General features: G+C 64.1%; 12 protein-coding genes and 1 other RNA gene. 1 reads left to right on the top strand and 12 read right to left on the bottom strand.

The window, feature by feature from the left end; genetic code table 11:
- Positions 1–7: 7 nt before the first annotated feature.
- Genes mraY through mraZ form a run of 7 tightly spaced genes read right to left on the bottom strand, consistent with a single transcriptional unit; the run spans position 8 to position 7,648 of the window.
- Positions 8–1,090 carry a phospho-N-acetylmuramoyl-pentapeptide-transferase gene (gene mraY, locus AC0YKC_RS07125; RefSeq protein ID WP_320295109.1) on the bottom strand — a complete coding sequence of 361 codons (1,083 nt, stop codon included), beginning with the start codon at positions 1,088–1,090 and terminating at the stop codon, positions 8–10.
- 26 nt (positions 1,091–1,116) lie between these two features.
- The gene (locus tag AC0YKC_RS07120; RefSeq protein WP_488510620.1) at positions 1,117–2,550 is read right to left on the bottom strand and encodes a UDP-N-acetylmuramoylalanyl-D-glutamyl-2,6-diaminopimelate--D-alanyl-D-alanine ligase; all 1,434 of its coding nucleotides are present in this window, start codon (positions 2,548–2,550) and stop codon (positions 1,117–1,119) included.
- On the bottom strand, positions 2,547–4,001 hold the full coding sequence (locus AC0YKC_RS07115; protein WP_488510619.1) for a UDP-N-acetylmuramoyl-L-alanyl-D-glutamate--2,6-diaminopimelate ligase: 1,455 nt from the start codon (positions 3,999–4,001) through the stop codon (positions 2,547–2,549). The genes AC0YKC_RS07120 and AC0YKC_RS07115 overlap by 4 nt, the downstream gene beginning before the upstream one ends.
- 54 nt (positions 4,002–4,055) lie before the next feature.
- On the bottom strand, positions 4,056–5,780 hold the full coding sequence (locus AC0YKC_RS07110) for a peptidoglycan D,D-transpeptidase FtsI family protein (protein WP_488510618.1): 1,725 nt from the start codon (positions 5,778–5,780) through the stop codon (positions 4,056–4,058).
- Entirely contained in the window at positions 5,777–6,172 is a 396-nt protein-coding gene (gene ftsL, locus AC0YKC_RS07105; protein WP_320295105.1) for a cell division protein FtsL, read from the bottom strand. Before ftsL ends, AC0YKC_RS07110 begins: the two co-directional genes overlap by 4 nt.
- Positions 6,173–6,176: 4 nt before the next feature.
- Complete coding sequence (gene rsmH / locus AC0YKC_RS07100; RefSeq protein WP_488510617.1) at positions 6,177–7,193, bottom strand: 16S rRNA (cytosine(1402)-N(4))-methyltransferase RsmH; 1,017 nt, start codon at positions 7,191–7,193, stop codon at positions 6,177–6,179.
- A complete protein-coding gene (gene mraZ, locus AC0YKC_RS07095; RefSeq protein ID WP_434723361.1) occupies positions 7,190–7,648 on the bottom strand; it encodes a division/cell wall cluster transcriptional repressor MraZ in 459 nt (152 codons plus the stop codon). Before mraZ ends, rsmH begins: the two co-directional genes overlap by 4 nt.
- Before the next feature lie 392 nt (positions 7,649–8,040).
- Between mraZ and AC0YKC_RS07090 the strand changes: the two genes are divergently transcribed.
- The gene (locus AC0YKC_RS07090) at positions 8,041–9,156 is read left to right on the top strand and encodes a cystathionine gamma-lyase (protein ID WP_488510616.1); all 1,116 of its coding nucleotides are present in this window, start codon (positions 8,041–8,043) and stop codon (positions 9,154–9,156) included.
- 96 nt (positions 9,157–9,252) lie between these two features.
- On the opposite strand, the gene rnpB is transcribed toward AC0YKC_RS07090, so the two are convergent.
- The 5 genes from rnpB to AC0YKC_RS07065 all read right to left on the bottom strand — a co-directional run bounded on the left by rnpB (position 9,253) and on the right by AC0YKC_RS07065 (position 12,489).
- Positions 9,253–9,648: RNase P RNA component class A (rnpB, locus tag AC0YKC_RS07085), an RNA gene on the bottom strand.
- A 126-nt stretch (positions 9,649–9,774) separates the two neighbouring features.
- Positions 9,775–10,473, bottom strand: a complete 699-nt coding sequence (locus AC0YKC_RS07080; protein ID WP_488510615.1) for a lytic transglycosylase domain-containing protein — start codon at positions 10,471–10,473, stop codon at positions 9,775–9,777.
- Between the two features lie 185 nt (positions 10,474–10,658).
- Entirely contained in the window at positions 10,659–11,426 is a 768-nt protein-coding gene (locus AC0YKC_RS07075) for a peptidoglycan recognition protein family protein (protein ID WP_488510614.1), read from the bottom strand.
- On the bottom strand, positions 11,423–12,142 hold the full coding sequence (locus AC0YKC_RS07070; RefSeq protein ID WP_320295097.1) for a DnaJ family molecular chaperone: 720 nt from the start codon (positions 12,140–12,142) through the stop codon (positions 11,423–11,425). The genes AC0YKC_RS07075 and AC0YKC_RS07070 overlap by 4 nt, the downstream gene beginning before the upstream one ends.
- A 134-nt stretch (positions 12,143–12,276) precedes the next feature.
- Positions 12,277–12,489, bottom strand: coding sequence for a hypothetical protein (locus AC0YKC_RS07065; protein WP_320295096.1), 213 nt, complete (start codon positions 12,487–12,489; stop codon positions 12,277–12,279).
- Positions 12,490–12,659: the final 170 nt, after the last annotated feature.

The raw sequence follows: 12,659 nt of genomic DNA, 5'->3' as shown, positions 1-12,659 counted from the left end.
GCGCATCCTATCTGAGCTTGAGGGTGGATAGGCCGACCAGCGCCAGGATGACCGCAATGATCCAGAAGCGGATCACCACCTGGCTTTCGGTCCAGCCGAGCTTTTCGAAATGGTGATGGATCGGCGCCATCAGGAAGACGCGCTTGCCGGTCATCTTGAAATAGCCGACCTGGATGATGACCGACAGGATCTCGACCACGAACAGGCCGCCGACGATGACCAGCACGATCTCGTGCTTGGTGGCGACCGCGATGGTGCCGATCAGGCCGCCCATCGCCAGCGAGCCGGTGTCGCCCATGAAGATCGCGGCCGGCGGCGCGTTGAACCAGAGGAAGCCGAGACCCGCGCCGATCACCGCGCCGAGCACGACGGCAAGCTCGCCGGTGCCGGGAACGAAATGGATCTGCAGGTATTCGGCGAAGACCGCGTTACCGGAAAGGTAGGCGATGACGCCGAAGGACGCCGCCGCGATCATGATCGGCACGATCGCCAGGCCGTCGAGGCCGTCGGTCAGGTTCACCGCATTGCCGGCGCCGACGATGACGAAGCAGGAGAACGGCACGAAGAACCAGCCGAGATTGATCAGGAATTCCTTGGCGAAGGGAAAGGTCAGCGACGACGAGAACGGCGCCTGGCCGTTATGCATGATCACCCACGCGGCGATGCCCGCGATGACGAATTCGATCGCCAGACGCGCCTTGCCGGAGAAGCCAAGATGCGACTGCTTGGTGACCTTGAGATAGTCGTCGTAAAAGCCGATCGAGCCGAAGCCGACGGTGACCAGCAGAACCACCCAGACATAGATGCTGGAAAGGTTGGCCCATAAGAGCGACGAGCCGATGATGCCGGACAGGATCATCAGCCCGCCCATGGTCGGCGTTCCGGCCTTCTTGAAATGGGTCTGCGGGCCGTCGGCGCGGATCGGCTGGCCCTTGCCTTGCCGCAGGCGCAGCGAATTGATGATCGTCGGCCCGAAGATGAAGACGATCAGCGCGGACGTGATCAGTGCGCCGCCGGTGCGAAAAGTGATGTAGCGGAAGACGTTGAAGAACGAGATCTTGTCCGCGAAATCGACGAGCAGTGTGAACATTGTCCTTCCGTCCCCCGGAGCCCGACCTAGGTCGGCTTAATGTTTGTGGCTTCCGCCGGAAATTTGCCGAGCAATGCCTCGACCAGCTTTGAAAACCCAATGCCTTTCGACGACTTGACCATCACCACGTCGCCGGGCCTGAGCGCGGAGATCACGATCGGCTTCAGCTCGTCGGCGCCTGCCCGATACTCCGTCCGGACCTCGGTCGGCAGAACCTTGGCCAACGCCTGCATTTCCGGCCCGCCGAGAAAGACGTTGTGCGTGCCCGTGCCGACGATCAGCTCGGCGAGTGCCGCGTGAAGCTTGGCCGAATGGCTGCCGAGCTCCAGCATGTCGCCGAGCACCGCGATGCGCCGGCCCTCGCCCGAGACCGGCGTGGCGTTGAGCAGCGCCATCGCCGCCGCCATCGACGCCGGATTGGCGTTGTAGCTCTCGTCGATCAACGTGATCGGCCCGTTGGGATGATGCAGGACATGGCGCCGGCCCCGCCCGCGCTCGGCCGAAAGATCGGCGAGCGCAGCCGCGACCTTGTCGAGGTCGGCACCGACCAGTTGCGCGGCGCCGAGCACGGCCAGCACGTTCTGCACGATATGGCGGCCGGGTGCCCCGACACGGGCGGTCAGATCCTTCTTGCCGATCTTGACGGCGATGTCGGAATGGTCGGCATGAAGCTCGCAGCCGACAAGGCGGAAGGCCGAGCGGGGATTTTCGCCGAAGCCGAAGACATGCTCGACGCCTGCCTCTTTCGCCATTTTCCCGAGCAGCTTCCAGCGTGTATCGTCTCGGTTGAGCAGCGCGGCGCCGCCGGGCTCTATCCCCTCGAAAATCTCGGCCTTTGCCATGGCGATCTCGTCGAGGTTCTTGAAGAAACCGAGATGGGCAGCGGCGATGATCGTCACGATGGCGACATGCGGCCTGACCATCTTGACCAGCGGCCTGATCTCGCCCGGATGGTTCATGCCGACCTCGAAGACCGCGTAGTCGCACTCCTGCGGCATGCGCGCCAGCGTCAGCGGCACGCCCCAGTGGTTGTTGAACGACTGCGCCGAGGCGTGCACCTTGCCGACGGCCGACAGCACATGGCGCAGCGCTTCCTTGGTGGTCGTCTTGCCGGCCGAGCCCGTGACCGCGATGATCCTGGCCTTCGAGCGCGCGCGGGCCGCCACACCCAGCTTCTCCAGGGCCGTGAGCACGTCCTGCACGACGATCATCGGCGCCGTCAGCCGGCCGAGCGAGGGCAGCTTGCCCTCGGCGACGACCAGCACGGCTGCCCCGGCCTTGACCGCGGCTGTCGCGAAATCATGGCCGTCCATCGCCTCGCCCTTGATGGCGAAGAAGGCGTTTCCCGGCTCCAGGCTGCGGCTGTCGATCGAAATGCCGGTGATGCCCTCCGGCAGCGAGCCGATCGGCCTGCCGCCCATGGCTTCGACCAGCGCTTCCGACGTCCACAGCAAGCTCATGCGGCGCGCTCCTTCAGCGCCTCGCGCACTTCCTCATGGTCGGAGAAGTGGAAGGTTTCGGTGCCGACGGTCTGGCCTTCCTCATGCCCCTTGCCAGCGACGATAAGCGTATCGCCGGCGCGAAGCATCGCCACCGCCTCGTGGATTGCCTTGCGGCGATCGCCGATCTCGATGGCGCCGGGTGCGGCGGCGAGTATCGCCGCGCGAATGGTTTCGGGCACTTCCGTGCGCGGGTTGTCGTCGGTGACGATGACGACATCGGCGAGCCGCGTCGCGATCTCGCCCATGATAGGCCTTTTGCCCCGATCGCGGTCGCCGCCGCAGCCGAACACCACGACGACCCGACCCGTGGTGAAAGGCCGGACCGAGGTCAGCACGTTCTCCAGCGCATCGGGCTTGTGCGCGTAGTCGACATAAACGGGGGCGCCGGCGGCGGTGGTGCCGACGAGGTCGAGCCGGCCCGGCGCGCCTTGCAATTTTTCCAACGCCGCCAAGGCCTTGCTCGCGGGCGTTCCAGTCGAGATGGCAAGGCCGGCCGAGACCAGCGCGTTGGCGATCTGGAAATCGCCGGCCAAAGGCAGGTCGATCTCGTAGAGCGCGCCGTCCGCCACGACCTCGGCGCGCTGGCGATGGCGCTCATGCTCGACTCGCTTCAGCGCCAGGAAATCGCCATGGCGGCCGACGGTCAGCACGATCAAGCCCGCCGCCTTCGCGGCCTTGATCGTGGGCTCCGACCACGGGTCGTCGGCAAAGACGATCGCGGGCGCGCCCTTCGGCAGCAACGTGTCGAACAGGCGCAACTTGGCGCGATGATAATCCTCGACTGTCGGATGGTAATCCATGTGGTCGCGGCCGAGATTGGTGAAGGCCCCGGCCGCCAGCTTCACGCCGTCGAGGCGGCGCTGGTCGAGACCGTGGCTGGAGGCTTCCATCGAGGCGTGGGTGACGCCCGCATCCGCAAGCTCCTTGAGCAACCGGTGCAACGCCACCGGATCGGGCGTCGTCAGCGAGCCATATTCGTTGCGGCCGGGCGCCACGACGCCGGTCGTGCCGATCGAGGCGGCGGCAAAGCCCGCCTGCTCCCAGATCTGCCGGGTGAAAGCGGCGACGGATGTCTTGCCGGCTGTGCCAGTGACGGCGACCATGGTCCCGGGCTGGCGTCCGAAGAAGCGCGCAGCGCTGAGCGCCAGCGCCAGGCGCGGATCATCGACCGCGAGAACCGGGATCGACAGGCCGGAGACGGCGGCACCCTTGCCGGTGACGATCGCCGCGGCGCCGCGGGCCGCGGCATCGGCCGCATAGGTCGAGCCGTCGGCCTTGCTGCCGGCAAGCGCGAAGAAGACAACGCCGGTCTTGACCGAGCGGGAATCGGAGGAAAGTCCGGTCACCTCCAGATCGGGGGAAGCTGTTCCCTCGACAGGCAGGACGCCGGCTAGATCTTTTAGATGCATTGAGTCCCGTTCACCGCAACAAAATAGCGCGCAGTTGCCGGCGCGCCCCAAGAATCACTGATAGGAAACCAGCGTTGCACCATTTTCATGGCTGAAATCTGGCTTCACGCCAAGCATGGCCGCTGAGCGCCTGATGATATTGCCGGCCATGACCCCCGCATTGTTGGCGGCGACATCCGTCATCCCGGGCTTTTCCGGATGCGGCGCGTCGGCGATCGTGAACACCAGAAATTGCGGATCGTCCATCGGGAAGGCGGCGACGAAGGTGTTGAAATTCAATTCCTTGGAATAGCGGCCGTTGATGACCTTCTCGGCCGTTCCGGTCTTGCCGCCGACGCGGTAACCGGGGGCCCTGGCATTTCTGGCCGAACCCTTCTCGGCGTTGAGCGTATAGAGATAGCGCATGCCTTCGACGGTCTTGTCGCTGACCACTTTCTTGGCCACCGCCATTGCCTCCTGCTCACTGCGGACCAGGAATGTCGGTTGGATCAGGTAGCCCTGCATCAGCGCCGCGCAGCCGACCGCGGCCTGCAGCGGCGTCGTCGACACGCCATGGCCGAAGGCGATGGTGAACGAGTTGACCTGTTTCCAGACCTTGGGTTCGGTCGGGCGCGCGATTTCCGGCAGCTCGGTCTGCATCCTGTCCAGGATGCCAAGGCGGTGCAGGAATTCGCGATGCCCCTCTATGCCGACCAGCTCGGCCTCCCTGGCCGACCCGATGTTGGACGAATAGAGAAACACTTCCGGCAGCGACAGCACGCGGTTCTTGCCGTGGAAATCGTGGATGGCCTGATGGCCGACCCGGATCGGATGCGACGCGTCGAAGCGGCTGTTCATCGTCGCCTTGCCGGAATCGAGCGCCATGGCCGAGGTGAAGCTCTTGAAGGTCGAGCCCATCTCGTAGAGACCGGCGGACATGCGGTTCAGCCGATCTTTTTCCTGCGCGTTGTACGGATTGTTGGGATCGAAATCCGGCACCGAGGCCATCGCCATCACTTCGCCCGTCTTGATGTTCAGCACGACGGCGCCGGCGCCCAGCGCGCGATAGCGCTCCAGGCCGGCGGCGATCTCGTCGCGCACCACATGCTGGACGCGCAGATCGATCGACAGCTTGACCGGCTTGAGATCCCTGGCCACCGCGAGCCCCGACGCCTGCAGGTCGCTCAGCCCCTGCTCGTCGATATATTTCTCCATGCCGGAGATGCCCTGGTTGTCGATGTTGGTGAGGCCGACGATGTAGGATGACGTCTCGCCGCTCGGATAGAAGCGGCGCTTTTCGGTGCGGAAGCCGAGGCCAGGGACGCCCAGCGCCATGATGTCGGCCTGCTGCTTCGGCGTCAGCTGGCGCTGCAGCCAGACGAAGCCCGCGCCGCTCTTGAGCTTGCGATAGGTCTGCTCGTAGTCGATCTCCGGCAACACGGTCGACAATTTCTCGATCGCTTCATCAGCGTCGACAATGCGGCGCGGCTCGGCAAACAGCGACGCCGTCTTGATGTCGGTCGCCAGCACCTCGCCGTTGCGGTCGACGATATCCGGACGCGACGCCGTGACCCGGCTTTCCGGGCCGCCCGAGAGATCCGGGTTCTGCATGCCAAGATAGACGAGCCGGCCGGCAATGGTCGAATAGATGGTGAAGAACACCGCCATCGTCATGACGATGCGGGTCTTTGCCTTGCCGCCTGTCGCCTTGCGGGCGGCATCGACGACGATCGAGCCGTCCTCGGCCTGCTTCTTGCGGCGCTTCAGCAGGTCGCCGATCCTTGGAAACCTGCCGATCATTGAACGGTGCTCCCGGTGACCACTGGATCCTTGCCGTCCGAAGGCTCCTTCCCCGAATTGTCGGCCATGCCGCCAAGCCGCTGCGAGGACAGGTCCTCGATGGTCAGGGGTTTCACGGGAATGTCGTCAAGGCTGCCGATCTGGTGCGCGTTGACCGGCTCGAGTCCGAGCTGGCTCTTATAGACATCGGTAAGCTTCTGCAGCCGCGACGGCTGCGTGAGCAGGCTCCAGTCTGCCTTGAGGAGATCGATCGTCTCTTCCTCGTAGTGGATCTGCGCCTGGATCTTCTGCACCGCCGCCAGTTGCTCTTCGGCTTCCCGCTTCGTCTTGTAGGTCAGGGCCGCGGCCGAGACCATGACGGCGATCAGGACTATGTCGCTGGTACGAAACACGTGCTCACCTCTCCCCCGGCCGTTCGACGGCGGGAAGTTTTGGAAGGCCGAAAATCGAAAAATCACCGGCCCGCGCCGGGGCCTCGGTGCGGATCGCGGCGCGCAGCCTGGCCGAGCGCGCCCGCGGATTGGCTGCCGTCTCGGCGTCTCCCGGCGTCACACCGCCGCCGGCCTTGCGGAAGGTCGCGAGGCGCTGCGGCGCGTCAGGCATGTGGCGCGAGCCGCTGGCGGCTTCGGAGCGGTCGGCGATGAAGCGCTTGACGATGCGGTCTTCCAGCGAATGGAACGTCACCACGGCAAGCCGTCCGCCGGGTTTCAGCACGCGTTCGGCGGCCAGCAGCGCCCTTGCCAGCTCGCCAAGCTCGTCATTGACGAAGATGCGCAGCGCCTGGAAGACGCGCGTGGCCGGATGGATCTTGTCCTTCGGCCCTCGCCCGATATGCGTCTGGATGGCGTCGGCGAGATCGAGCGTGCGCTCGAAAGGCTTCTTCTCGCGCCGGCTCTCGATCATGCGCGCGATGCGGCCGGCATGACGCTCCTCGCCGAGAAAGCCGAAGATGCGGGCAAGGTCGCCCGCCTTGAAGGTGTTGACGACGTCGGCGGCGGAGAGACCCGCCTGCGCCATGCGCATGTCAAGCGGCCCGTCGGCGCGAAAGGAAAAGCCGCGCTCCGCCTGATCGAGCTGCATGGAGGAAACGCCGATGTCGAGCACGACGCCATCGGCGCTCTCGACATGCTCGTCCAGCGTCGAGAACGGCGCCTGGACAAGCCTCAGCCGCCCGCCGGCCTGTTGCTCGAGCGCCCTGCCCGCCGCGATTGCGTCCGGGTCGCGGTCGATGGCAACGACAGAGGCGCCGCGATCGAGGATGGCGCTGGTGTAGCCGCCGGCGCCGAATGTCGCGTCGACAATCGTCTCGCCGGCCTTCGGCGCAAGCGCGTCGAGCACCTCGGCAAGGAGGACCGGAATGTGACGGGCCGGTCCGCCAACGGCGTGAGGATCATCGCCGTGGCCCGCCATCATTCCGATCGCTCCTCGGGCTTCGTCCCCTGCCGAAGCTGCAAAAGCCTGGCCCGCGCCTGCGCCCCATAGGCGGCAAGCCGTCCCGGCTCCCAGATCTGAAAAAAATTGCCGCGGCCGACAAATGCCACCTCGTTCGAGATGCCCGTATGCTCGCGGATGAAATCGGTCATGGTGATGCGGCCGTCCTGGTCGAGCTTCAGAAATGTCCCGTCGCCATGGCAGAAGAACGACATGTCGTCCGCCGTCTGCAGGAACGGGTCTTCCAGCGCGATCCGCTGCTCGTAGCGGTCGAGCAGGTCGAGCCCGCCGACATCCATGGCCGGCAGATCCAGGCAGCGCAGCGCGTAAAGTTCCGAATAGCCGCGTTTCTGGACCACTGAGCGGAAATGCGCCGGAACGGAAACCCGCCCCTTCGCATCGATCCTGCTCACCGTGTTTGACAGAAACCGGTCCAATAAACGCTACAGCCGCTGTTGCCGCTGCACCCCTCATGTTGTTCTCCGCGCCCCCGCCGCATTCGCGGCAAATCGCTTCATTCACCGGGGCGAAAACCGGCAAACGCGCAGCCGCCGCGGCTGCCCGATTGGCGTACGCTTCACCCTGACGCGGAACGAAAGCTTGATTTAAATGGGATATCATGGGGCACTATGGGCGTCAACGGGAACAGGCATCACAAACACGCGCGTCACAACCAGAAAGCGCAGGCTGAATGCACGTCTCGTCTTTATCCTCCATTAAGCCTAACGAACCGTTTAGAGCCCTCTGGCCCAAAAAGACGCGGCTTGCTGCGCACAGCCGGCGCGCATAGCGTCGGTTGAAGTTTTCTGCCTGACCAAGGATCGAGTTCATGTCCGACACTGCGAAGTCACGCGCCGCGACGCTTACCCATCTGCGCAGCGCCGATTTCGCCAAGGGCGATCCCATCCCGTTGCCGCTGACCATGGCCTCGATCTTCCACGCGCCCGGCGACGCGACGGGCTTCGATCAATATGGCCGCTTCAGCAACCCGACCTGGCATGCCGTCGAGCATGCGCTCGGCCATCTGGAAGATGCGCAATGCGTTATCTTTCCGTCGGGAATGGCCGCGATTTCCGCGGCCTTCTTCGCCCTCCTCAAATCGGGCGACCGCATCCTCTTGCCGTCGGACGGCTATCACACGACGCGCGCGCTCGCCGAACGTTTCCTGAAGCCGCTCGGCGTCGCCTATGACGTGCGACCGACGGCAAGCATGCTCGATGGCGGCTTCGCCGGCTACCGGGCCGTTTTCGTCGAAAGCCCGTCGAATCCGCGGCTGGACATCTGCGACATAACCGCGGTCGCCAAGGCCGTCCATGCGCAAGCGGGTATCCTGATCGTCGACAACACGACGATGACGCCTTGCGGCCAGCGCCCGCTCGACCTTGGCGCGGACATCGTGGTCTCGGCCGACACCAAGGCGATCAATGGCCATTCCGACGTTCTTTTCGGCCATGTCGCCAGCCGCGATCCCGATGTTGTCGCCAGGGTTAGGGATTGGCGCGAGACGGCCGGCGGCATTCCCGGACCGTTCGAGGCCTGGCTCGTGCATCGCGGCCTCGAGACGCTGGAAGTGCGCTTCGACCGCATGTGCTCGTCGGCCGAAACGATCGCGCGGCGGCTGAAGGATCACCGCGCCGTCAGCGGCCTGCGCTTTCCAGGCCTCGAGGGCGATGCCTCGCACAATCTGGCGCGTGCCCAGATGGAGCGCTTCGGCTTCCTGATTTCGTTCGAACTGGCCTCCGAAGAAAAGGCCGAGGATTTCATCAACAATTGCGCGCTCATTGAAGCGGCAACATCCTTCGGCGGCGTTCATACGTCGGCCGAGCGGCGCTCCAAACGCGGCGATGCCGTGCCGCCGGGCTTCGTTCGCCTAGCCATCGGCTGCGAACCGGTCGAGGACCTCTGGCAGGCAATCGAGGCATCGCTAGACAGGATTGCAAGCTGAGCGATCCTCTGCTCACGCCCCATGCCTCACGTTGAATCAAAAGGCACGCCTTCCGGCGCAACCTTCTGATTTCGTGCCGCTACCGCAACTTTGAAAAATGCCAGCTGGCCTGTAAGCCGGGTTCTGTATGGCCCTCGCCTCGCGGCGAGAACGTGGCGGCCATTCATCTTGGGCGCATGTTGCCACGCGCCTCACGCAACCTACCCGGACGGTGGGCCGGAAACAGCCCTCGAAGGTTTCCCTTCGCACCGCCCCTATTCGGTTTTGCTCCCGGTGGGGTTTGCCCTGCCGCTCCTGTTGCCAGTCGCGCGGTGGGCTCTTACCCCACCCTTTCACCCTTGCCCCGGCAATGCCGTGGCGGTTTGCTTTCTGTGGCACTTTCCCTGGGGTCGCCCCCGCCGGCCGTTAGCCGGCACCGTGTCTCCATGGAGCCCGGACTTTCCTCACCCGCAACCTTTCGGTTCTCGCGGGTGCGGCCGCCCGGCCAGCTGGCAAGCGCGTATAAAGGGATTCCCGCCTGAAAACGCAAACGAAAAAGCGCCCGGATGCACAGCGGTTTGGGACAACGACGTGCATGAAACAGACACGCGTCGCCCAAATCCGCTTCGGCGGACAGGCTTAGACCGGCGAACCCAGCGCCGCCATCTGCACCTTCACCTTGCTGCAATAGGCGGCCGAGACCGGATTCATCCGCGTGGCGCCGTGACCGGCATTGTATTTCAGGATCGTGCCGCAGGTGGTGCCGCCGCCGAGACCCTGCGCCATCGCAAGATACTTCATGCCGAATTTGATGTTGGTGTCGGGATCGAACAATCCCTTGGCCGAACCGGTATAACCCATCATGCGCGCCGTGGCCGGCTTGATCTGCATGAGGCCGATCTCGCCCGCGCCGCCGACCATGTTCGGCCTGTAGTTGCTCTCGATCTTGATGACGGCTTTGGCCAGCGACACCGGCACGCCGTAGCTTGCGGCATAGCGGGCGATGATCGCCGAATATTGGCCGCCGCCGGCCGCGGCGGGCGCCGCCAGGGCGATCTTGCCGGTGTCGATAGAAGCAGTCGTGGTGAGATCGATCGCCTTTCTGCCGCGTTTGGCGCGCTTGACCGTCGATTTCGCCGCCCTGGTCGCGGCGGCTTTCTGCACCTTTGCCGGGGCTTTCTTGATCTTTGGCGTTTTGCTGCCAGCCTTGGTCGTCGTGGGGGCGGCAGCAAAGCCATTGTCTGCCCGAAGGCTTAAAGGGGCGCCGTTTGCCGGATTGAAGGCAAAACTTATCACTCCGGCAGCAACAGCTGCCGCTACAACGGTCAATTTTTGCATGTAGTCCTGTTCTGTTAGAACCGCGCGAAGAAATTCGCGCAGCGGTGCCAATTCAACATCGGATCATCCGGGGGGATAGATGCCCGACGACTTGCGGGAGAGGCATTTGGAGGCAGAATTGGCGGCAATGAAGGCGGCGCAATTCACTTTCAGTGACAGGTTGTAATTTAAGGAACTTGTCGCGACTATTTGAGGGGCGCTGCCTTTACGGAAGCGACGAGCCTTTCCAGCGTGCGGAATGTCGAATTGTCCGCTGCACCATCCACCAGCCGCCGCCGGAAATGCCGCTGGAAGGCCGCCACCACGATTTCCGTCTGCTTGTCGTAGACACCCGATATCTCGACGCCATAGCCATAGAGCGCCAGCATCGACTGCAGCGTCTCGACATCGGCGCCGCTATCGCCGGCCTTCAACGCGGCGCCCGGCCTTCGCGGCGCCGCCGGTACCAGGTGGCCGACACCGGCCACGAACAGCGCCTTCCACGGAAATTTTTCGCCAGGGTCGACCTTACGGCCCGGCGCCACGTCCGAATGCGCGAGCACCCTTGCCGCGGGGATGGAATGACGGCCCACGATACCCGCGCACAAATCGATCACGGCACTGATCTGCCGCTTCGGGAAGGCCTTGTAGCCCAGTGAATGCCCGGGGTTGACGATCTCGATGCCGACCGAACAGGAGTTGATGTCGGTGCGCCCGAGCCAGGAACTCTTGCCTGCATGCCAGGCGCGGTCGCTCTCGCGCACCATCTGGACGATGCGGCCGTCCTCATGAACGAGATAATGCGAGGACACCTCGCTCGCCGGATCACACAGCCACGCCTCGGCACCGGCCCCGCTTGCCATGCCGGTATAATGCAGGACGATCATGTCGGGTCGTAGCGTCTCGCGGCGCGGACCGAAATTCGGCGAAACCCGGACCTCGGCGCCTGGCTGGTCGGGCAGGAAACCGCTCATACGCGCCTGAGGCCTCGCTCGATCATCTCATAGGCGGCGTTGATCGCCGCGACCCTGGTCGTGGCGATCTTGATGAATTCCTGCGGCAAGCCGCGCGCGATCAGCCTGTCGGGGTGATTGTCGGAGATCAGCTTGCGGTAGCGTTTCCTGACCTCCTCGAACGGCTTGCCGCGCTCGATGCCCAGAACGACATAGGGATCGGCGGCGCCGAGATTGACGTGCCGCGACAGGATCGCTTCGTAATGCGCCTCGTCGATCCGAAAAATCTCGGCAATGCGATGCAGGAATTGGCCTTCATGCTCATGAATCAGGCCATCCGCCTTGGCGATATGGAACAGACCGTCGAGGATATCTTCCAGCATCATGCAGTTGGCATGGCCGGACCCGCAGAGCTGCGCCATGCGCTGGGCATAGATCTCGAAGCCGGCGACGTCCTGCTTGGCGATGTCGTAAAGCCGCGCCACGTTGCGCGTCTCGCTCGGCGGCACTTCGAAGATTTCCTGGAAGGCGCGCACCTCATCCTGCGTGACGATGCCGTCGGCCTTGGCCATCTTGGCCGAGAGCGCGATCATGGCCACGGAGAAGGCCACGCGCCGGCGCAGGTCCGGATCGCCCGAAAAAACGGTGCGCACGGCTTCGACCACATCCGCGACGCCCGAGGACGCGGACGACGAAACACGGGCGATGAAGTCGCCAAGGCGGTCCCAAATCGACATGCCGGCTTCATAGAGCGAACCGGGCGGTTCTATCAAGCCGGGACGATGCCGCAGGCCACCCGCTGCGCGGGATCGAGGGCGAAAAAAGAAGGCCGGCAAAAGCCGGCCTTCCTCGATATAGTCTGCCAGGGCTCTTACTGCGCGGGCGCGGCAGGAGCCGGATTTGTTGCCGGAGCCGGTTCAGCGGGCTTCGAAGCGTCAGGCGAAGCTGGCTTCATGGGCTGCTCGTTGGCCGGCGGATTTGTACTTTGCGTGGTGGTTTTGTCAGTACCGGTGCCACTGTCGCTGCAAGCCGCGACCCCCAACAGGGCGAGCGCCGAAACAGACGCCAGAATGAGCTTCTTCATGGTATCTCTCCTTCAGCAGACGCTCACATTTCGGTGAGCGGTCGCAGGGGAAATGCATCAGCAGGCCCGCCGGTTTCGTAACGTTGCATTTCGACGTGTAATATCAACTTGCGATTGCTGGCGCTGAAATCCCGAACTAACAGAACATACGCTCGAAGACATGGTGGATA

This window comes from Mesorhizobium sp. CNPSo 4661, from assembly GCF_057784215.1.
Note: the sequence above shows the minus strand (reverse complement) of the source record. Positions and strands in the feature narration are given on the sequence as shown.